This window comes from Acinetobacter sp. ABJ-A23_2 (assembly GCF_044538765.1).
Taxonomy (GTDB): Bacteria; Pseudomonadota; Gammaproteobacteria; order Pseudomonadales; family Moraxellaceae; genus Acinetobacter; species Acinetobacter nosocomialis_A.
Genome location: NZ_JBIUCP010000033.1, coordinates 26,198 through 46,214, shown reverse-complemented (window position 1 = coordinate 46,214; position 20,017 = coordinate 26,198). Strand labels below are relative to the sequence as shown.

Here is a 20,017-nt window from a genome sequence, read left to right as displayed (position 1 = left end):
CCTAACCACTTGTTTGTTATTTAATTAATTCTATTAACAATCTCTTTATGAGCTTTTATCTTTTATTTTTAATTCAACAAAAACATCATTTTTAAAATAAATGATTAAGACAATTTCATGTTTATTTTAAATTATGAGAATTTAGTTTTTAAATAATAAGAAATATTGATATATAGTTATTTAATAAAAAAAGCCTATTTGATGAGCTATTTAAATAAGCTATTTTTTAGCTAAAAAATAGGAAGTTACGCCTATTACTTTAAACAAATAGGCGTTTTAAAAGACCATGTACGTAATCTAGGCTTAATTCCTGATTGGTAAATAAAATCCGAAATAGCATAGGTGCGATTACAGTCTCGATTATTTCTTGGTTCGGTATAGTGAACTCACTACGTAATTTTGCTCGATTTTGAATAATGTCGAGTTGTTGAATAATTAAGGTTTCACATTTACGGGCATTGTTAGAATCCGAATTTGACGTATAGAGTACGTCTCGTAATAAATCTTGCCCAACTTCGGAAGCATATTCTTCAAAATATTGTTCAACCCATGCTGTGATATCTCGTTCAAATGAACCTAAATCTTTGGGTTCCATATCTGGTTTGAGTTCATTTAAAGCTACATCTGAAAATAGCTGGTTGATATCGCCCCATCGACGGTAAATGGTTGAAGGCGTTACCCCTGCTTGTGCTGCAATCATTGGAATTGTAATTTGGCTTTGCTCGAAATCTTTTTGTAATTCTTTTACAGCATTATGTACCGCAGTTTGTATTCTCTCGCTGCGACCACCAGGGCGTAATCCAGTAACAACTTTTGCCATTTATAAACTCTGTAAAGGGATCAAAAAATTTATAAATATTTATATCTATATACAAAATACACTAAAGCTAAGGATTTGCTTTAGTGTCAAAATAATGTATAAAAGCTAAATATTCGCTTTTATGTTATTCATGTTCTATGAACAATTCAAGTTCAAAACGGTCGAGAGCTGTTTTTCAATTAGATGCTGCAAGCGCGTTGACACTCAACACAATTACGCTTATGACATTTATGGCTGCATCTAGTGCCCCAACGCCGCTCTACCGCCTATACCAACAGATATGGCAATTTTCACCAGTTACATTAACTTTAATTTTTGCAACTTATGCTTTTACACTGCTGGGATCATTACTGATTATTGGCTCTCTGTCTGACTATATTGGACGTCGACCAGTCATTATTGCCGCCATTTCTCTGCAAATTATTTCAATGAGCTTCTTCTTATTTGCTTCAGATGTCTCGATGCTATTTATCGCTCGAGGTTTACAAGGAATCGCAACAGGGCTTGCTGTTTCAGCTATAGGAGCAGCCATTTTAGATTTTAGTAAGCTCCATGGCTCACTGATTAATAGTATTGCACCAATGATAGGTATGGCTGTTGGGATTTTTCTGACTTGTTCTATTTTGCAGCTCTCCGCTCACCCGTTACAGCTTGTTTTTGAATTCTTATGTTTTCTTCTTATTTGTGAACTCATTTTAAGTTTTCTTACCCCAGAGACTGCACAAAAAAGAGCTGGTGCGCTTGCTTCTTTAAAACCAACGATGGCTATTCCTCCGCAAACGAAAAGCGCGTTATTAAGTATTAGCCCAATTAATATTGCACTTTGGATGGTTAGTGGTTTCTTCTTGTCACTCATGCCATCTTTACTCGCAAAAATTTTCCATACTTCATCGGCATGGCTAAACGGTATTATGTTTATGGCGCTCGCCCTTTCTGGTGCGGCAGGTATATTAACGCTTAGAAAGTCGACAAATTTTCGTATTTTATTAACCGGTACGCTCTCGATTGCTATTGGTGCCATTGTCTTATTCATCGCCATTAACCTAACCAATGCTGTAGTTTTATTTTTAGGTTCTATTATTACTGGCGTTGGTTTTGGTACGGCTTTTATGGGAGCCATTCGTAGTGTAATGCCGCTGGCTCTTCCAGAAGAACGTGCTGGACTTATGGCAGCATTTTTCGTTGAAAGTTATTTGGCTTTTAGTATTCCTGCAATTTTAGCTGGCTATTTTGTGGGTAAGATTGGACTGATGCATACAGCAAATAGTTATATTTGTTTTATTGTCTTATTGTCACTTGTTGCCCTTCTGATGATTTTTAAAAATATTAAAAGTAAATAATGATATGTTAAAAAGAAAGTCAGTCTCAAATGAAGCTGACTTAAATAATTTAAAACAAATGATACTTAAATAAATAATTTAGCTTCCGATTACTACATTGATGTCTATTGAAATTAGTTACACTATTTTTAATATCAAAATTCACTCATAAACTGAACGTCGATACTAAATAAATAAAATGCTCAAAAGGATTTTTTAGTTATCATTATAAAATATAAGGAAATTTATTATGAATAATTTCATTTTGACAACTTTTGACTGGGTTCCAGAATTACCACGAGGTTTTGTAAGAGATATAAGGATAAGATGGGCCTTAGAAGAAGCAAAAATGCCCTATAAAATAAATAGCGTATCTTTTTATGAACGAGGAGATGATCATTTTTCTCACCAGCCTTTTGGGCAAGTTCCGTGGTTAATAGATGGTGATATTTCAATTTTTGAAAGTGGCGCTATTCTATTGTATTTGGGTGAACGTAGTAGTGTGCTTTTACCTACAAATCCGAAACAGCGTAATGAAGTTATAGAATGGTTATTTGCAGCACTTAATTCAGTAGAAATGGCGAGCCTTCCTTGGGCTTTATTAAAATTTTCTAATGCTCAGGCAGATACTCCCGTACATAAACAATTTGATGCATTTCTTCTCTCTCGACTCCAACATATGGAATCAATTCTTTCTAAGCGAGAATGGCTAACGGAGTCATTTTCTATTGCTGACATTGTTATGGCTGACGTATTACGTTTGGTGAATAGATTTGATGGGTTAACAGAGTTTCCCCATTGTCTCGCATATGTTCAGAGAGCGACTAGACGCCCTTCTTTTCAAAAAGCGTATACTGACCAAATGGCTCATTTTGCAGCGGCAGACACCAAGAAAAATGCTTAAAGATGTTATTTAAGCATTCTTTATTTATAAGCTAAAAATGAAGATTTACTGGTCACGCCAGCGTTTTAAAAAACGTTTTACATACTTTTTAAATGGCCAAGTAAACTGTTTTATAAAACTATTTGGAATTTTATAACCTACCGTACCATACACGCTCGCCAAGTGATTTGGCATATACACGGTTTTAAAAATGACGTCATAGAGTGGAATAAAAGCAGCGTAATTTTTATCAATCGCAGGTTTTTCAGAGGAATGATGCCAATGGTGGAATTCTGGTGTTGCGATAAACCAACGTAGATATGGAAAGCGAAAACGTACATTGGAATGAATAAAAATCGCGTGAAACGAAATAAAAATTAAATAGGCAAAAACAGCAGAAGTATGAAACCCTAAAAGAAAAATCGGTAAAGTGGCAATAAAGCGAGTCATTAAAACTTCAACAACGTGTAAACGGGAAGATGCTAACCAATCCATATATTCAGTCGAATGATGAATCGCATGAAAACGCCATAAAAAGTTAACTTCATGCATGGCTCGATGTAACCAATACACCGTAAAATCAACCACAATGAGCAATTCAATGAATTGCAGCCAAATTGGCTGAGCTTGAACATATGGCACAATTGGATTATCAGGCAAATGCGTAATCCAATACTGAATTGGCATAACCGTTAAGAAGCTAAATAGTTGAATACCAATATGGCTGACCATGAAATATTTCATATCGGTCACCCAGCCCACTCTTAAGATCTTTTGTTCAGGGTTTTTAGCAAAAAAGCCTTCAAGGGGTATAAAAATAAAAGCCAAGATGACTAGGGTAAGTACAAAATAATCAATGCCTGCATAAAATGGCACGCTTGGAATGACTGGAGCATGAATAACACCACAGCCTAATACTGCTGCTATGAGTGCAAAGCATAAACCATAAAAACCATATCGATTTTGTCGGATGATTGCACTAAATGCTCCAAAACCTGCGCTAATGATTATGCCTGTAATGAGGCCATAATAAAAAAGACTATAGTGCTTTGCATAAAGTGGACGTAACTCAGGAGTTGTCAGCACACTGGGAAACAAAAAACATAAAGCTCCAAATGAGCAAAGTAAGCTTAATGCCATGGATATAAAAGCACTAATTTTTCCTAAACCTGCATTAAGCTCTAAATTTTCAAATCTTGCTCTTAATTGATCGGTCATAATTCATATCAACAGTTCTTATTCTCTATGCCGCGCATGCTAACAAAATTTAATTATTAATTGTAAAAAGAACCTTATTTAGCTCAGACTAAAAATAGATATATAAATAAAACTAACCAATCAACCCAAAAACAAGATCAATTGGTTAGTTATTATAAATATTTATCTATTTCAGAACGTGGAAATAGGCTATTTATTTTCTATATGGAGTCTCATAGGTTGTTTCAGCAACAGGTGAAACACGCCAAACTGTATTACCAACATCATCTGCGACTAATAGTGCACCCGAAAAATCAATTGCCACCCCCACTGGGCGCCCATAAGCCTTACCTTTATCACTGAGGAATCCAGTCAAAATATCTTGCGGTGGACCAGAAGGTTGACCACTTCTAAATGGTACAAAAATGACTTTATAACCACTGTGAGGCTTACGGTTCCAAGAACCATGTTGCCCGATAAATGCCCCACCTCTAAATTGTGGCATCAGTTCGGCTGCATAAAATGTAAGACCTAAAGAAGCCGTATGGTTGCCTAGTGCATAGTCAGGTTTAATTGCACGAGCGACCATTGCTGAATTTTGTGGTTTGACTCGCACATCTACGTGTTGACCATAGTAACTATAAGGCCAGCCATAAAAAGCTCCATCTTGAACCGATGTCATATAATCGGGTACTAGGTCACTACCAATTTCATCACGCTCATTAACAACCGTCCAGAGTTTACCGCTTTGAGGTTGCCACGCCATACCATTGGGATTACGCAGTCCAGTTGCAAATGGACGTGACTGCCCGCTTGCGATGTCAAACTCCATAATTTGTGCACGGCCTTTTTCTTGATCTAGACCATTTTCAGCAACATTACTGTTAGAACCGACGGTAATGTAGAGCTTTGTCCCGTCACGATTGGCAATGACATTTTTGGTCCAATGGTGGTTTAAAGAGCCACCAGGTAAGTCCAATACTTTAGTGCCACTAGCAGTAATTCTTGTCTCGCCTTCTTGATAAGGAAAACGCACAAGTGCATCCGTATTGGCAACATATAAATTATTACCGACTAGCGCCATACCAAATGGTGAGTTTAAATTTTGAAGAAATACGGTTTTCTGATCGGCAACTCCGTCTCCATTAGTGTCACGGAGTAAAGTAATACGGTTAGCACTCGGATGAGATGACCCTGCCCGTCTCATCACAAACGTCATGATTTTACCTTTAATGCCTTTACTGTCTTCCGGTTTAGGCGGAGCATCCGTTTCAGCAACCAGTACATCACCATTTGGTAGTACATAGAGCCAACGTGGGTGTTCAAGTCCTTTAGCAAATGCTTTTACTTTTAAACCTTCTGCCGGTTTTGGCATTACCCCACTTGGCCACCCTTGCGCGGGTGCTATATTTACGGTCGGTAATAAGCTTGATTTAGGTTCAGGTAATTTTGGTTCCGGGCCATAACTCTCGGCAATCGGATATTGAGAGGATGAAGCACACCCAGTAATTAGAACTACAACGGTTGTGCCTAAAATCGGCAGTAAAAAACGTGTAAGCATCTTTTATCTCCATTTCTTATTTTTTCGCAATATGCACAGGGTAATGCTTTAAGAGAGAGACTTATAGTTTATTTATTTAACTGTGCTGAGCAGTACAGTCTATATTTTAAAAATTTTAATACATAACCGAGTGTTTTCTAGGCACTTAAATCACCTTAATCATAACTACAAATTAAAACTTAGCATTAGGATTGTTATGTAAAGTATTTAAAAAGCCCTCTTTATCTTTTGGAGAAATCATCACCTTCGCTATTCTTCCATTTTCATATAACTAATTTTGAGCCGATCTAATGAGAGCGCTGGTGATAAAAGTGGATTATGAGTAGGTTCTATTTGGGTAATATCATCAATATTAATTTTCCAACGGAAAATGAGACTCTTAATGACTAATATATTTGTTTCTACCACATAGTAGGTGCTAAAGATTGGAAGCCAAATAACCAAAATGACTAAACTATAAATCATGAGATGCGAAAAATTGGTGCCTATAGAAGAATGATGAACTTCTTGATAAATTTTAAAAATAATATTGGCAGTGATCACAACAAATATTAATAAAAGCCACCAATCAATTTTTGATCTAAATCTCATTTATAACGAGTCTTTCTATATTTTTATAAAATAATTGAACTAAAAATTAGCTTTAAATGTTAATGATACAAAATCTCGATCATCTATCGTGCTAAATTCATTAGAACCAAAAAAGTTATTATAGGCAATCTCTGCTGTATATTTTTGCTGATACGTCATAGATAGCGCCGCTGTTACACTCATTTGCCCTTCTTGAAAGTTTTGGCTATATCCATAAACATCATGTCTAAAACTAAGACTTGGCGTAATCACTGTAGAAGGTAAAATATCTTGATAATTTAATGCGCCACGTAATCGGTAACCAAATGACCATTCATTAAAAAATCCGTTTTTATTACAAAAGCGTTCATTCAAGTTATCAATTTCTGCATTTGTAAGATGGGCTGTACCATACGGCGTACATTTTAAGTCACCCGTTTCAGGATTATAAGCACCTGTTGAAAGCTCACTACGGCCAAATGCGCCTGTCCGACCAATTCGATGATTACCAATATCTGCAATATGGTTTAAGGCAAACTCTGTAGACCATGTCAGCGAATTTGCACCCCAAATATTGAAAATGCTGTCAGTTGCTCCAACCGAAAATTGTGTTACGGGTAAACGTACATATCCTTGAATATATTGACCTAATTCAACAGTTTTTCCCGGCGGCGCAAATGGTGTTCCTTCCGATAGCACTTGAGCATAGACAATGTCTGTACCGTTTAGTTGTAAAGGTTGATTAGGTTTGTGGGTTAATTCACTAAAAATGGTTGTTGTTCCAACTTTCCCAGTCAGACTTAATCCAAACATTTTGATATTTTCAGGATAGATAGAAAAATAACTTGCGCTATTAAAATGTTCGGGTCCTGCTGCTGTTACAGCGGTTCCATCAAAGTTTGCATTACGGCTATGGTAGTTCGCATAGTAAATACCTAACTCAGCATTGTTTAAACTTGGTAATGTCTGTTTTAAAACAATACCATATTGGCCATTATCCTTTGCTTTTCTACTTTCTGCACGTGGAATATAGGTACGTAAACGAATTGCGGTATCCGATAATTTATCTCCACCTCCAGCAATCAGAACTGGACCTGCATTTTCGGGCACAAAGTCTGAAATCTCAAAGAAAGTCCCGTTACCATCAACAACTGAAGGTCTAAATTTAAATTGATAGAACCCTTCTATTTTCAAATTTTTATTAATGCTTGTGTCGAATGAAAACATTTCGGTTGGAATGATTCTTTCTTTTGCATCCCCACCCGGTCGATTGATTGCAGCAAAATCAAATGCACTCACCGAATTTAAACCGTTTTGAAAAAACTGAGATTTCCCCCAATTTAAAGTCTGTTTGCCTAATTTTAAATTGATGTTTTTTCCACCACCCAGTTCAAAATCTTTCCATATATAGGCATTCCATAAATCGATACCTTTGAACTTTGCGAGCCTTGGCCATGCTGAATCATTAAACGGTTTAAAGTCTCCTTGCCCTGTCTCATAGGCATGGTCATACCAGTATTTAGTGCTAATGACCGCACCTTGTTGTTTTCCATTTAGCTTAACTTCAGTTATACCTCTGATGATCTGTGAAATAGCATCATATTTACTAAAATTCATACGCCCATCATCACCATTCACATCAATGCTAGCGCCTTGTTTGCCTATTTTGTTTGCGTCAGGCCGATAAAGTAATGAAACGGATGGATCTTGCGTACTCCAACTGGCTCCTAAGCTTAATGTCGTTTTTGTATCGATCTTCCAATCTTTATCAATATCAAAACTGGCTGCATTTGCTTTAGACATAAATAAAATTAGGCTTAATGAAACACCTATTTTTTGAATATATAAAACGTGATTATTTCTTTGATTTAAATAGACGTAATGACCCATCATATTATCTCCCTATCAATATGATTTTCTTATTTATTGCTTATTACTCAAAGCCATCCATTGGCTTTTAAATGGTTTACATAAGCAGGTATTTTTTGCCCTAGGCTGGTTGTTCGACCTGATCTAACTGTTGAATGAATTGTTCAGCTAAAGGCCAATAGCCAAAGCCAGATGCAGGGTTTAAATGTCCCACTTCCCCCAGATTTACGAGTTGACTACCCCACTTTCCTGCCATTTCACTTACAGCTTCATAACGAGCTAAATGGTCATTGGTGCTTGCAACCAAAATGCTGGGGAAAGGTAGTGTTTGATCTGGTAAAGGACTCCATCCTTCTTGATGAAGTACGGTTGGGCTTGGATAATTTTCTGGCCAGCTTTCGTTTAAGTCAGGTGGCGCCACAAGCAAAGCACCTTGAATTGGTCTTTGATATTTTGCAGCCCAGTGTATTGTCATCAGCACACCTGCGCTGTGTGCAACTAAAATGACAGGCCCTTGTATTTGTTCGAGTTGTGCCTGAATAGCAGCAACTCTATTTTCACAATTGAGTTTATTGGTTTGCACAGGTGGTACAGAGCGAACCTTTGCTAGCTTTGTTTCTAAGATCGTTTGCCAATGCTCGGGAACATGATCGCGCAACCCTGGAATAATTAAAATTGTTGCTTTGGTTTGTATTTTTTCCATTTCGACGCCTGTGAATTTTGCCATCTAGGAGGCTTAAGAATTTTTATAAAACTCCATTCACAATAAAGTCTCATTTCAGTTAATGGTGTACATAAGGCGTCACGGACTTTTCATTTGACGACATATCTTTTTAAAATTTAGTAAATTAATTAAAATAGTTTTTGTAATTACAAGTGAATTAAAAGAACAGGTTTAAAATTGATTCGACATCATGATTAGGCGCTTAAATAAAAGCTTTTGTAATGCAGATATTTTAGTTATAACTAGATATGAGCTGTAAGGAATATGGCTGATTAAGAACAGGAGATAATAAAATGGTGCCTCTTGCGCATACCGCCTCTTTAAAAAATTATTTGGCAGTTGCTCAGCAATTAGATCTAAATCCCTACCATTTATTATCACGTGTTGGGCTTAGCCAAACTCAATTGAATGATCTTAAACAACGTATTCCTGTAGATAAAGCCATTACCTTGCTTGAAGACTCAGCCCAAATGAGTAATTGCGATGTATTCGGTTTACATATGGCTGAGCAACGCGAAATCGCGGATTTTGGTGAACTGAGCTTATTATTAAGTTACCAATATACTTTGAGAGAAGCGCTACAAACGATTGTTCGTTATAGGAATTTACTCAATAACTCACTTGAAATATATATAGAAGAAATTGACGATACGGTTGTTATTCGAGAAGAAGTTATAACCACAACTTGCGGATATAGTCGCCAAGCGACGGAACTTGCTTTAGGAATCACCCATCGTTTTTGTGCAGCACTCATGATGCAAAAATGGCGGCCGTTAAGTGTACACTTCACACATAACCCGCCTAGTGATTTAACTTTGCATCGGCGGATTTTTGGCTGTGCACTAGAGTTTGGTAGTGACTTTAATGGCATTGTTTGTACGGCGGCCGAACTTGATACAACAAACCCTCAAGCAAATTTGGCTATGGCCAACCATGCGCAGCGTTATTTAGATATTTTACAGAATAGCAATGAATCGACCATGATTTTTGATATTCGTAAAAGTATTTATCTTCTTTTGCCAATGGGACGCGCTACGATTGATCAAGTCGCTCAAACACATGGTATTCACGTACGGACTTTACAGCGTCGATTAGAAGAAGCTCAGACGAGTTTTAGTGATTTAATGAATGAAGTACGCAAAGATCTCGTATTTCGTTATTTAAAAAATCTAAATTATTCACTTGCTCAAGTGTCTGATATTTTAGGTTACTCAATGCCGAGTTCTTTTACGCGTTGGTTCATTAGCCAATTTGGTATGTCACCGAATACATGGCGTAGTCATAATAAAACCCTGCTCAATTAATTTCTCTTTATTTGACGTTAAATGAAGTCATTTAAAATGTAAGGAAGCTGGAGAACCACTTCAGAACTTCCTTAAAAATCTAATTTTTAAAATTAAAACCACAAGCGCATAAGTCCAAGAACCAATACCACTAAAAAGATGCTTTCGCCGATCATTAAAAGAATTGGTTTAATGCCGACCGATGCTAATTCTTTTAACTGAGTTTTCATTCCTAAAGCACTAATTGCAATGACTAAAAACCAGCGTGATAAATCATTAATTCCATTTTGCACCATCGCTGGCACCCATCCTGTACTGTTAATACAAGCGAGTAGTAGAAAGCCAACAGCAAACCAAGGTAGTAATGGCGGTCGCTCCCCGGTTGAATCTGCTCCTTGCATACGTGTAATCATAGCCGCACAAACAATTACTGGAAGCAACATTGCCACACGCATGAGTTTAACTACAGTCGCCGTATCACCTGTTTGAGTAGACATGCTATAACCAGCACCGACCACTTGCGCTACATCATGAATCGTAGCACCAAGAAACACACCAGCCGCTTGTGGCGATAACTCTAGCCACTTCGCAATCATCGGATAGACAATCATTGCAAATGTTGAAAGTGCCGACACGCCAATCACGGTAAACAAGGTCGCTTTTTCTTTTTGCGGATGATTTGGAAAAGCAGCCGATAGTGCCAATGCGGCTGAAGCACCACAGATTGCGGTTGATCCACCAGTTAACATGCCAAATAGTTTTTGGAAACCTAAAATTTTAGCGGCAATAACAGAAACAGCGATTGTGACAATAACCAGAGTAACGACTAACGCAACAGGCTGCCAACCTAGTGCGGTAATTTGCCCCAAAGTTATACGCATGCCGAGTAACGCGATGCCCATTCTGAGCACACTACGTGCAGTAAATTCAATACCTACCTTACATTTACTTTCAGCCGCTAAAAAATTCACGCTCATGCCGAGCAGTAGTGCAAATAGCATGACTGGCGCACCATAATGCTCTGATAAAAAACAGGCAGCCGCAGCAACGACCGAACTGACCACAAAGCCTGGTGCTAATTCTCTTGTACGCTGGGAAAAATTTTTCAAAACTAAACTACTCATGATTTTCCCCACTGCCCATAACAATAAATACTTTGTCCTCGATCACTTCTACGGGATAGGTTGCAACTTTGAGATGAGCAGAATTAACTAAACAGCCATTTGTTAAATCAAAGCGTAGACCATGGGCACAGCACTGAATCACTCGTCCTTCTAGACGTCCACTAAATAGCGATGCACCCTGATGAGGACAACTGTCATCGATTGCATAAAATTGAGTCGCAACGTTAAATAATGCGAGAGTTTTATCTCCAATTTTTAAAAAAGCCCGCTCACCTGAATTCGGTATTTTCGCAAAAGGCACTTCAAATCGGTTGGTCATATCAACTCTCCTTGTGCCACCATTGCCTCTTGCATCGCTTGATAAAGTACATCTGCTGATTGCGCGCCCACTAAGGCAGAAGCCCGATTAAAAATAAAATAAGGCACGCCATTACCTCCTGTACTTGCAGAGATAAAATCTTGATGATCTTGAATAAGTAAATCTTTGATAAGCTCAGGTAAGAAGCCACAACGTTTCGTGATTTTGTATAAAGTGGTGGTATTTCCGATGTCTAGCCCATCATAAAAATATGCAGCAAATAGTTGTTCTAACAACGCATTGCACTGCTCAGGAGTACCTATCTTTAAAGCTTTATCAAATAAGCGATGAGCTTTGGCCGTATTTGGCATCCGTTTAATCTGTTCAAAATCGATCTTAAGCCCAACTTTATTTGCAGCCTTATTGACCTGTTCTTGTCTCATACGAACTGCTGTTAAGCTACCTAACCGTTTCAAATAAAACGTTTGAAAAGGTACCCCTTCAATTGCCAAGTCGGGTATAAGCTGAACACCTCGCCAGTGGACGACAACTTTGACTCTGGGGTGAAGCTGATAAAATCTATTTATAGCGATCAGTAACTGACGCTTTCCGATCAAACACCAAGGACAAATAAAGTCAAAAAATACATCAATATGTAATTGCCGAATCATCATTTGTTATTCATCCCGCATTTTTGTATTTGGTTACCTGAATGATTTTTAAGCTCAGTTATTCCTTGCTGCTCAAAGCGTGCGATATCTTTGTGATAATGGCGTTTGGCATAAAAAAATACGGCTGCTGCTGCAATACTGACCAATGGCATAAGTTGAAATGCGCTGTGTAAACCAATCACATCAGATACTTTGCCAACGACTAAAGGACCAAGCGCTAAACCAAGAAAATTGTTAGCTAAGGTGAGTGTTGCAAATGCAGAACCATGAACTGAGTTATGTGTAAGATTGGCCACCATGGCACTAGATGGCCCATTTGTTCCTAGGGCAATAAACATTCCAAGGCAGATGAGAAGTAACTGGTTACGTCCCGCAGGCACAGTAAAAGCAATGAATAAAAGAACACAACCGAGCAAGCAGTATGTAATCGCTAAACTGACTTTGCGATCTGGACAGTTACGACCCAAATAATCACACAACATGCCGCATAGAATTGTGCCTACTGCACTACATAGCAAAATGACCGCAGCCATCACACCTGCCTTGTCGGTACTCATGCCGTAATAGCGATTGAGATAACTCGGCATCCAGACAATCACTGTGCCACCAACAAATAATTGCAGACCACTACCAATGTAAGTGGCAATGACTGAACGACTTGAATATAAAGTTTTTAAAGGGCTTTTTATGTGCTGGGTTTTACTACGAATTTTATTTTGAGGTGCTGCGTTTATTCTGTTTTCTTTCACTAAAATTGGATATAGAAAAGCCAAAATGAGACCAAATAAAGCAATTCCTCCAAATGCCCAACGCCAACCGAAATGCTGTGCGAGTACACCACCTAAAGCCACACCCAAAAACGAGCCAAATACACCACCCGCCATAAAAGCACTGGCGAGTGTTGCACGCATTTCTCGTGGAAAAACAGCTACCACCACCGCGATTCCCACGCTGCCATAAGCAGCTTCACCCACACCAACCATAAAACGAGCAATAAACATTTGCTCATAATTTTCAGCCAGTGCGCATCCTAGAGTCGCCAAACTCCATAAAGCCGCCATAATGGCCAAGCTTTTTACTCGTCCAAAACGGTCTGCCATTAAAGACAACGGCAGAGTCAATAAACCCACCATTAACGCCACAATGCCACTGAGCAAACCTAACTGGCTATCGCTGAGTAACCACTCATTTTTAAGTAAAGGAAAAACTGCGTTTAAGACTTGTCGGGACATGTAATCTGAAATGAGCAAACCAAATGTCAAAGCAAAAACAAGCCATGCATAACGACGAGGTATACTGATTGACGTATCAACATCGCTCATCTGATCTGAATACTGATGTGCATTCATACGACCTCCTTGTATTTTTTATAATTTCTATTTAGCTAGTGCAGCAACGCACTTTTAAAAATAAAGCGAATAAGCTGCACTACATTTGAGGTCTAAATTCCGTTAGACCTTGTCATATTAGTTACGCTGCGGCACGCCTTTTTGCCCTGCTTTACGATTGGGTGCCATACCATTTGCGATTAGAGTTTCTTCAATACTGTTGTATTGCACCCCAATACGATAAATTTCACGGGCTTCTTTTCCTGAGGCAATTTCACGGCCTAATTCATGGGCAATCCGAACAGTTTGTTTAATTTGCTCTACAGATGAAAAACGGCGTCCGTGATGATCAATGATCGTGTCTTCGTTACCTACACGGGCATGTAAACCCATTGCCATCGACATGGTGTTAAAAGGCAATACATTTTTGAGAAGAGATTCTGATGTCAAAGTACATCCATCGGGTACGCGATGAATAAAATTAAAGAAATTAAATGGGTTTGGACCATCAAAACCTCCACCGATTCCAATCCAAGTTAAGTTTAAAGGCCCCATGTACAATCCTTTACGCACCATACGTTCTAGCGTCTCAAGACCATGCATACCAGTTAACTGAAAGTGCGGTTGAATATTGTTTTTACATAAGCGCTTGATGTGTTCAGTGACCCATGCAGGGCCAGCTGGCACGGTCATTTCTGCATATGCTGCCTGAGTCGCTGGATGTGCCAATGAAGTCCCTTCTAAATACTCAGGATAGAGCAATTCCATAATATTCATTTGTGTGGTGTTAATTGCAACCGTGACCTGATCTGGCTTTGGTGTAAGTTCAGCCAACATATGTCGGGTGTCATCACTTAACCATAGAGCCGCTTCACCTTCACTCTCTGGTGCAAATGAAATCGAACCACCCACCTGAATAATCATGTCAGGCACAGCCTCACGAACACCTGCGATAAGCTCATTAAACTTTGACAAGCGTTTAGAGCCTTTGCCATCAAGCTCACGGACATGTAAATGCAGCACCGTCGCGCCCGCTTCATAGCACTCAACCGCTTTTTGTATTTGCTCATCCATGGTCACTGGAATATCTTCAGGAAAGTCTTCTGGCATCCATTCGGGACCATACGGCGCAACCGTGATTACCACTTTTTCCATATTTTCTGGGTGCAATGAGTCGTCAAAGAATTGCATGTGCATCTCCTCATATATTTTTAGAATTTTCAAATAGATAAAATTATTTAGCCAATAACCTTAATAGGTTGCGTCACCAATAATGCCGGCCCGCTCCATTTTTCGGTGGCAAGGTGGGTAATCCATGACTGCGTAATGTTGTGTGCTACGGTTATCCCAGATGGCAATGCTGTTAGGCTTCCAGCGCCAACGCACTTGAAACTCTGGAATATAGGCTTGAGAAATTAAGTAACGCAGTAGTTCAGCTGCGCCCGGATTGGCATCTTGTCCAAATCTGACGCGCTCTTTGGTATGATAGTTACTAAAGTGGGTTGTGAACGCGTTGACGTATAAAATTTTCTCGCCGGTTTCAGGATGAGTACGTACCACTGGGTGCTCAGCATCAGGAAACTTTGCTTTTAAGTCCAAGCGTTTTTCAAGCGGCATAGCCGCACCAAAACTCGCTTCTATGCTGTGATAAGCACGTAAGTCTGCAATCTTATCCTTAATATCGTTGGGTAAAGACTCATAGGCCATCACCATATTGGTCCACATGGTATCGCCACCTACAGGTGGGCATTCAACACAGTGCAACACGCATCCCATCGGTGGAACCTTGCGCCAGCTTGCATCACTGTGCCAAGCATTTTCATAACGATCGACGGGACTTTCAGGATGTTTATAAATCTGCACCAAACCCGGATGATCAGGATGACTGCCTACCGCGGGATGATCTTCTAACTGTCCAAATTTTTCTGCAAATGCGACATGATCCTGACGGGTTAAATGCTGATCTCGTAAAAACAACACACGGTGTTTAAGTAGTTGTGTGCGAATTTCAGCAAATAATCCATCATCATAAATCGCATCAGCGAGTTTGACGCCACTGAGCTCTGCACCAATATTGCAAGTTAACTGTTCAATTTGCATAAGAAATCCCTTCAAATTACAAAGATTGATGAACCTATTGTTTTACGTGCTTCCAAATCACGATGAGCTTGCACGGCATCCTTTAGCTCATAGCGCTGATTAATTTCAATTTTGATTCGTCCATGTCGAACATGATCAAATAATTCATTTGCCAGTTCTTTCTTCTCGGCAGGATCTGCAATGTAATCTGCCAAAGCTGGACGTGTGACAAACAATGAACCTTTCACGGCGAGTAATACCGGATCAAAAGCAGGAATTGGACCAGACGCTGTTCCTACGCAAACCAACAAACCACGGCGTTTGAGAGAGTCTAATGAACTCATAAAAGTGGCTTGGCCAACGCTATCGAAAACGACATTTACACCCACGCCACCTGTTAACTCACGTACACGCTCAGCAACATTTTCATGACTGTAGTTAATGACATGATCACAACCATGAGCTCGTGCTACGGCAGCTTTTTCTTCTGAAGATGTGGTCCCGATAACAGTCAAGCCAAGTAATTTGGCCCATTGAGAAACAATCAGCCCAACACCACCTGCGGCTGCATGTAATAAAATTGAATCGCCCGCTTTAAAGTCATAAATGCGGCGCATCAGATAAGCAGCGGTCAGCCCTCTCATGGTCATGGCTGCCGCTGTTTCACAAGAAATTTCTTCGGGTAATTTAATTAAAGCATTTGCTGGAATTAGACGGTGGGTGCTATATGCACCTAACGTATTTAAAAAACCTGTATAAGTAACTCGATCACCTACTTTAAGCTGAGTTACTCCTTCGCCTAAAGCTTCAACGACACCTGAAGCTTCGACGCCCATGCCATTAGGCATGGGAATTTGATAGGTTCCATTACGAAAATATGTATCGGCATAATTTAGGCCGACTGCCACATGACGTAGGCGTACTTCTCCAGCTTTTGGATCTCCTACTTCTACATCTTCATAGCGCATTACTTCTGGCGTTCCTGTTCCATAGAAACGTATAGCTTTCGTTAACGTCATGTCCTATTCCATATTTTGGTTTTTTATTGAGTGCCTATAAAAGCAATAACCAAAATTACAACAGTTAGGATATGGGCCACTTTACATTTCACGACACAAGCTTAACGTTTAATGACAGCCGAACTTTACTAAAGTTGGTTTTATATTTATCTAACGAAATAAGGACTATGTTCATACCTATGAAAAATTAAAATAATTCTAAATATTTACGATTTATTTTTTTAAGTTAGCTTTTTAAATGTACTATTTTTTAATTAAAAATTCCTTTACCCTGACCTACTTTAACTATTTTTAACTTTCACGGTAGCTCAGGCGTTTAATTAAGTTCATTTATTTCTTATGTCAAAAAAATTAGCAACATTGATTGGTTTAAGTGCCATCCTGATGTGGGCCTCTATGGTAGGTTTTGTAAAACATATTACGACCGTGATTGGACCAGATATTGGAATTACACTGATCTACTCCTTAAGTGCGTTGCTACTCCTTATTATTTTTAGAGTGCCAAATTTTAAATTAATTTCTAAAAAATATTTAATTTTAGGTGCCATTTTATTTATTGCTTATGAGCTATGTTTTTCGTTTGCACTTGCCTATTCAAAAACTGCTCAACAAGCGATTGAAGTAAGCATCGTGAACTACCTTTGGCCAAGTTTGACTGTGTTAGCTTTTGTCATTTTTAAAGAGTTAAAATTCAATGTTTTTATTATTTTAGGCTTAATTATTTCAATTTTTGGCATTATTTTTATTCAGACTGGAAACGGAGATTTTAGTCTAAGTCGAGTTATCGACAACTTTTATAGCAATCCTCTAAGTTATATTTTGGCTTTTATAGGTGCCATTATTTGGGCTTTTTACTGCGTGTTGACTAAGAAAATAGGTAAAGGGCAAAACCCTATTTCTATTTTCTTTATTGGCGTTGCTGCAACCTTGTGGCTAAAGTTGTTCTTTAGTGGTCAAGCTGTTTTACCATCGCTCGATTTAAATACAACTTTATCTCTAGTCTTCGCATCCACTGCAATTGGACTAGGTTATGCAGCATGGAATATTGGCATTATTCATGGCAACACAACCATGCTGGTGGTTGCTTCTTACTTTACACCCATTATCTCTTCTTTGCTTGCCATGTTGGTTTTACAAACAGAGTTATCTATGAGCTTTTGGCAAGGAACGGCTATGGTTACAGCAGGTTCTCTCATTTGCTGGCTTTCAACAAATTGGACAGTTATCCGTTCTTATTTTAAAAAGGATTAAAAGCTTAGGTCATACTGATACAGACTTATCAGCAATAGAGTTTTGCTCTAAAGCAAAATTGACAGCTTCTTTTACATGAATGGTGGTGGTATCAAATAACGGTACAGAAAATTTAACATCACCCATCAACATACAAATTTCAGTACAGCCTAAAATAATACCTTCGGCACCTTCCGCAATTAGCTCCTCTATCACGGTCATATACTTTTGTTGTGAATCTGGGTTAATCACGCCTAAGTATAATTCATCATAGATAATACGATGTACTGTTTTGCGACTGGTTTCATTTGGAATAATCACCTCAATTCCATGGTTTTGTAATCTGGCTTTATAAAAGTCTTGCTCCATGGTGAAAGCTGTTCCCAGCAGTGCAACTTTTCGGATATTTTGACTTAAAATTTCTTTTGCTGTGGCATCAGCAATATGTATAAAGGGAACCGTAATGGCCTCTTCAATTTGAGGGGCAACTTTATGCATAGTGTTGGTACATAACACTATGCAATCTACCCCAGCTTTCTCTAAATTCATTGCTTGCTGAGCCAAGTATTCGCCTGCCTCTTGCCATAGACCTTTCAATTGTAAAGCGGCTATTTCTTCAAAATCGACACTGTTTAAAATGACTTTAGCTGAATGCAACTTTCCTAATTTATCCTGAACGGTTCTATTTATTTGTTGATAATAAAGGGTTGTAGATTCCCAGCTCATTCCGCCTAATAAGCCAATCGTTTTCATTTTTCAGTCCTTATATTTGATCTATTCTTTATATCGATATAAAGCTAAACATGACTAGAAGAAAATTGCTGTTTATCTTTTCTTAGCCTAGTTATTTTTAATATTAAAAAATATTAGAACCTCAAAATACCTTCAAACAAGCGAACAATAATCAGTGATTTTCCCTTCAACGTGAAAAACTCAAGAATTCACGCAAACTTCACGACTAGCTCTTTAATTTAATCTTATAAAGTTGGCTAGGATTTATACATGAAAATTATAACTACTGCCTTAGGGCTGATTACCTTAGTAGGTCTAACAGCATGCAAAAGTGTGCCTAGTTATTCAGGTGATTATGGTAAAGCCGAACAACAAATTACTGGTGTTACATTAAATGATGAGCAAGCACTAGAGATTGGTAATCACTTTGTTGCTGCGTTTAACACTTTGGGCACACCATCTTTTGTAAAGAATGCAAGCGATCTTTATGCAGATCAACTGTATATCAACGATACACTCTCACAGTTCTCTCAGAAAAAAGATTTGATTAAACACTTTGAGGGTATGAACACACGCGTCAGTAACGTCACAGTCAAACTCATAAGTGCAACTCATCATCAAGATAGCGCTTATATCCATTGGTATATGAGCTATGACTTTAAAATGCTAGGACGCTCAAAAACCATGGCTTCCTACGGAATTAGCCAAATCAAAATTAATGATCAACAAAAAATTATTTTCCAGCAAGATTTCTGGGACCCAGCAAACGGTCTTTATCGTTCTTTACCTGTATTTGGAGGAGTATATAAATGGATATTACCATTCAAAAAAGTCGAGTCTTAATACTTCTGGGTATTTTAATGGCATCTCACGCAAATGCGGCTGAACTAAAAAAATGTAGTTCAGCACCTTTAACGGTAACGAGTCAAAAAGTAGGAAATGTCAGTTACTTTGCTGAGGATTGCTTAAAAAGCTGGCAAAACCAAAGCATAAAAATGGACTTTAGTTATAACCGAGATATTCCTGAGTGGGCATTTAAACAAGCAGCAACTCATTATTTGAAGAAAAATATTAGTGGATTTGATGCAAAATCTCCGCTTAATCATATTAATGAACTCTATAGACCAATTAAAAACGGAGATTTATACAGTCTCTCTTATCAACATGAAAATCAAAAACTGGAGCTAAAATTAAACCAGAAGTTACTCGGCTCTATAAATAATCCAAATGCAAATCAATATTTTAAAATCTGGTTTGGTAGCGTGCCATTTAATGCTAAATTAAAACAACAACTATTAAATTAATGGCTT

At 38.3% G+C, this 20,017-nt stretch carries 19 protein-coding genes and 1 pseudogene; 6 read left to right on the top strand and 14 right to left on the bottom strand.

Features of this window, described 5'->3' with window-relative positions; genetic code table 11:
• Nucleotides 1–259: 259 nt before the first annotated feature.
• Nucleotides 260–820, bottom strand: coding sequence for a TetR/AcrR family transcriptional regulator (locus tag ACH63V_RS12355; protein WP_396463647.1), 561 nt, complete (start codon nucleotides 818–820; stop codon nucleotides 260–262).
• Between the two features lie 137 nt (nucleotides 821–957).
• Here ACH63V_RS12355 and ACH63V_RS12350 point away from each other — a divergent pair, with 137 nt between their 5' ends.
• Entirely contained in the window at nucleotides 958–2,160 is a 1,203-nt protein-coding gene (locus tag ACH63V_RS12350; RefSeq protein WP_396463646.1) for an MFS transporter, read from the top strand.
• Nucleotides 2,161–2,389: 229 nt separating this feature from the next.
• A complete protein-coding gene (locus ACH63V_RS12345) occupies nucleotides 2,390–3,043 on the top strand; it encodes a glutathione S-transferase family protein (RefSeq protein ID WP_311087352.1) in 654 nt (217 codons plus the stop codon).
• Between the two features lie 45 nt (nucleotides 3,044–3,088).
• On the opposite strand, the gene ACH63V_RS12340 is transcribed toward ACH63V_RS12345, so the two are convergent.
• The 5 genes and pseudogenes from ACH63V_RS12340 to ACH63V_RS12320 form a co-directional block, all read right to left on the bottom strand.
• Nucleotides 3,089–4,240, bottom strand: coding sequence for a sterol desaturase family protein (locus ACH63V_RS12340; protein WP_396463645.1), 1,152 nt, complete (start codon nucleotides 4,238–4,240; stop codon nucleotides 3,089–3,091).
• Between the two features lie 193 nt (nucleotides 4,241–4,433).
• Entirely contained in the window at nucleotides 4,434–5,780 is a 1,347-nt protein-coding gene (locus ACH63V_RS12335; RefSeq protein WP_396463644.1) for a PQQ-dependent sugar dehydrogenase, read from the bottom strand.
• Nucleotides 5,781–5,952: 172 nt separating this feature from the next.
• Nucleotides 5,953–6,371: pseudogene (locus tag ACH63V_RS12330) on the bottom strand (PH domain-containing protein).
• A gap of 39 nt (nucleotides 6,372–6,410) precedes the next feature.
• On the bottom strand, nucleotides 6,411–8,240 hold the full coding sequence (locus ACH63V_RS12325) for a DUF1302 domain-containing protein (protein ID WP_396463650.1): 1,830 nt from the start codon (nucleotides 8,238–8,240) through the stop codon (nucleotides 6,411–6,413).
• 100 nt (nucleotides 8,241–8,340) lie between these two features.
• Entirely contained in the window at nucleotides 8,341–8,946 is a 606-nt protein-coding gene (locus ACH63V_RS12320) for an RBBP9/YdeN family alpha/beta hydrolase (RefSeq protein WP_396463643.1), read from the bottom strand.
• Nucleotides 8,947–9,236: 290 nt separating this feature from the next.
• Between ACH63V_RS12320 and ACH63V_RS12315 the strand changes: the two genes are divergently transcribed.
• Nucleotides 9,237–10,247 (top strand): AraC family transcriptional regulator, encoded by a 1,011-nt coding sequence (locus tag ACH63V_RS12315; RefSeq protein WP_068933205.1) that lies wholly within the window; start codon nucleotides 9,237–9,239, stop codon nucleotides 10,245–10,247.
• 92 nt (nucleotides 10,248–10,339) lie between these two features.
• Here the strand turns inward: ACH63V_RS12315 and ACH63V_RS12310 are convergent, their stop codons facing one another.
• The 7 genes from ACH63V_RS12310 to ACH63V_RS12280 all read right to left on the bottom strand — a co-directional run bounded on the left by ACH63V_RS12310 (nucleotide 10,340) and on the right by ACH63V_RS12280 (nucleotide 16,745).
• Nucleotides 10,340–11,350 carry a YeiH family protein gene (locus tag ACH63V_RS12310; RefSeq protein WP_004700773.1) on the bottom strand — a complete coding sequence of 337 codons (1,011 nt, stop codon included), beginning with the start codon at nucleotides 11,348–11,350 and terminating at the stop codon, nucleotides 10,340–10,342.
• Nucleotides 11,343–11,651, bottom strand: a complete 309-nt coding sequence (locus ACH63V_RS12305; protein WP_396463649.1) for a Rieske (2Fe-2S) protein — start codon at nucleotides 11,649–11,651, stop codon at nucleotides 11,343–11,345. Before ACH63V_RS12305 ends, ACH63V_RS12310 begins: the two co-directional genes overlap by 8 nt.
• A 14-nt stretch (nucleotides 11,652–11,665) precedes the next feature.
• Complete coding sequence (locus tag ACH63V_RS12300; RefSeq protein ID WP_396463642.1) at nucleotides 11,666–12,322, bottom strand: DsbA family oxidoreductase; 657 nt, start codon at nucleotides 12,320–12,322, stop codon at nucleotides 11,666–11,668.
• Complete coding sequence (locus ACH63V_RS12295; protein ID WP_284084067.1) at nucleotides 12,319–13,668, bottom strand: MFS transporter; 1,350 nt, start codon at nucleotides 13,666–13,668, stop codon at nucleotides 12,319–12,321. The genes ACH63V_RS12300 and ACH63V_RS12295 overlap by 4 nt, the downstream gene beginning before the upstream one ends.
• 117 nt (nucleotides 13,669–13,785) lie before the next feature.
• Nucleotides 13,786–14,838 (bottom strand): 3-keto-5-aminohexanoate cleavage protein, encoded by a 1,053-nt coding sequence (locus ACH63V_RS12290; RefSeq protein ID WP_004791385.1) that lies wholly within the window; start codon nucleotides 14,836–14,838, stop codon nucleotides 13,786–13,788.
• A gap of 60 nt (nucleotides 14,839–14,898) precedes the next feature.
• Nucleotides 14,899–15,747 (bottom strand): TauD/TfdA family dioxygenase, encoded by an 849-nt coding sequence (locus tag ACH63V_RS12285; protein WP_017385476.1) that lies wholly within the window; start codon nucleotides 15,745–15,747, stop codon nucleotides 14,899–14,901.
• Between the two features lie 11 nt (nucleotides 15,748–15,758).
• Nucleotides 15,759–16,745 (bottom strand): quinone oxidoreductase, encoded by a 987-nt coding sequence (locus ACH63V_RS12280; RefSeq protein WP_039247267.1) that lies wholly within the window; start codon nucleotides 16,743–16,745, stop codon nucleotides 15,759–15,761.
• A 339-nt stretch (nucleotides 16,746–17,084) separates the two neighbouring features.
• On the opposite strand from ACH63V_RS12280, the gene yddG reads away from it, so the two are divergent.
• Nucleotides 17,085–17,996 carry an aromatic amino acid DMT transporter YddG gene (gene yddG / locus ACH63V_RS12275; RefSeq protein ID WP_396463641.1) on the top strand — a complete coding sequence of 304 codons (912 nt, stop codon included), beginning with the start codon at nucleotides 17,085–17,087 and terminating at the stop codon, nucleotides 17,994–17,996.
• Nucleotides 17,997–18,005: 9 nt separating this feature from the next.
• On the opposite strand, the gene ACH63V_RS12270 is transcribed toward yddG, so the two are convergent.
• Nucleotides 18,006–18,728, bottom strand: coding sequence for an aspartate/glutamate racemase family protein (locus tag ACH63V_RS12270; protein WP_396463640.1), 723 nt, complete (start codon nucleotides 18,726–18,728; stop codon nucleotides 18,006–18,008).
• Nucleotides 18,729–18,977: 249 nt separating this feature from the next.
• Here ACH63V_RS12270 and ACH63V_RS12265 point away from each other — a divergent pair, with 249 nt between their 5' ends.
• Both ACH63V_RS12265 and ACH63V_RS12260 read left to right on the top strand, forming a co-directional pair.
• A complete protein-coding gene (locus ACH63V_RS12265) occupies nucleotides 18,978–19,550 on the top strand; it encodes a nuclear transport factor 2 family protein (protein ID WP_396463639.1) in 573 nt (190 codons plus the stop codon).
• On the top strand, nucleotides 19,517–20,011 hold the full coding sequence (locus ACH63V_RS12260) for a chalcone isomerase family protein (protein WP_396463638.1): 495 nt from the start codon (nucleotides 19,517–19,519) through the stop codon (nucleotides 20,009–20,011). The genes ACH63V_RS12265 and ACH63V_RS12260 overlap by 34 nt, the downstream gene beginning before the upstream one ends.
• The last annotated feature ends 6 nt before the right edge of the window (nucleotides 20,012–20,017 follow it).

What these genes read in the sequence shown, in the direction of transcription:
- ACH63V_RS12355 (WP_396463647.1), bottom strand. Translation starts at nt 820, where the DNA reads ATGGCAAAAGTTGTTACTGGATTACGCCCTGGTGGTCGCAGCGAGAGA.
- ACH63V_RS12350 (WP_396463646.1), top strand. Translation starts at nt 958, where the DNA reads ATGAACAATTCAAGTTCAAAACGGTCGAGAGCTGTTTTTCAATTAGAT.
- ACH63V_RS12345 (WP_311087352.1), top strand. Translation starts at nt 2,390, where the DNA reads ATGAATAATTTCATTTTGACAACTTTTGACTGGGTTCCAGAATTACCA.
- ACH63V_RS12340 (WP_396463645.1), bottom strand. Translation starts at nt 4,240, where the DNA reads ATGACCGATCAATTAAGAGCAAGATTTGAAAATTTAGAGCTTAATGCA.
- ACH63V_RS12335 (WP_396463644.1), bottom strand. Translation starts at nt 5,780, where the DNA reads ATGCTTACACGTTTTTTACTGCCGATTTTAGGCACAACCGTTGTAGTT.
- ACH63V_RS12325 (WP_396463650.1), bottom strand. Translation starts at nt 8,240, where the DNA reads ATGGGTCATTACGTCTATTTAAATCAAAGAAATAATCACGTTTTATAT.
- ACH63V_RS12320 (WP_396463643.1), bottom strand. Translation starts at nt 8,946, where the DNA reads ATGGCAAAATTCACAGGCGTCGAAATGGAAAAAATACAAACCAAAGCA.
- ACH63V_RS12315 (WP_068933205.1), top strand. Translation starts at nt 9,237, where the DNA reads ATGGTGCCTCTTGCGCATACCGCCTCTTTAAAAAATTATTTGGCAGTT.
- ACH63V_RS12310 (WP_004700773.1), bottom strand. Translation starts at nt 11,350, where the DNA reads ATGAGTAGTTTAGTTTTGAAAAATTTTTCCCAGCGTACAAGAGAATTA.
- ACH63V_RS12300 (WP_396463642.1), bottom strand. Translation starts at nt 12,322, where the DNA reads ATGATGATTCGGCAATTACATATTGATGTATTTTTTGACTTTATTTGT.
- ACH63V_RS12295 (WP_284084067.1), bottom strand. Translation starts at nt 13,668, where the DNA reads ATGAATGCACATCAGTATTCAGATCAGATGAGCGATGTTGATACGTCA.
- ACH63V_RS12290 (WP_004791385.1), bottom strand. Translation starts at nt 14,838, where the DNA reads ATGCAATTCTTTGACGACTCATTGCACCCAGAAAATATGGAAAAAGTG.
- ACH63V_RS12285 (WP_017385476.1), bottom strand. Translation starts at nt 15,747, where the DNA reads ATGCAAATTGAACAGTTAACTTGCAATATTGGTGCAGAGCTCAGTGGC.
- ACH63V_RS12280 (WP_039247267.1), bottom strand. Translation starts at nt 16,745, where the DNA reads ATGACGTTAACGAAAGCTATACGTTTCTATGGAACAGGAACGCCAGAA.
- yddG (WP_396463641.1), top strand. Translation starts at nt 17,085, where the DNA reads ATGTCAAAAAAATTAGCAACATTGATTGGTTTAAGTGCCATCCTGATG.
- ACH63V_RS12270 (WP_396463640.1), bottom strand. Translation starts at nt 18,728, where the DNA reads ATGAAAACGATTGGCTTATTAGGCGGAATGAGCTGGGAATCTACAACC.
- ACH63V_RS12265 (WP_396463639.1), top strand. Translation starts at nt 18,978, where the DNA reads ATGAAAATTATAACTACTGCCTTAGGGCTGATTACCTTAGTAGGTCTA.
- ACH63V_RS12260 (WP_396463638.1), top strand. Translation starts at nt 19,517, where the DNA reads ATGGATATTACCATTCAAAAAAGTCGAGTCTTAATACTTCTGGGTATT.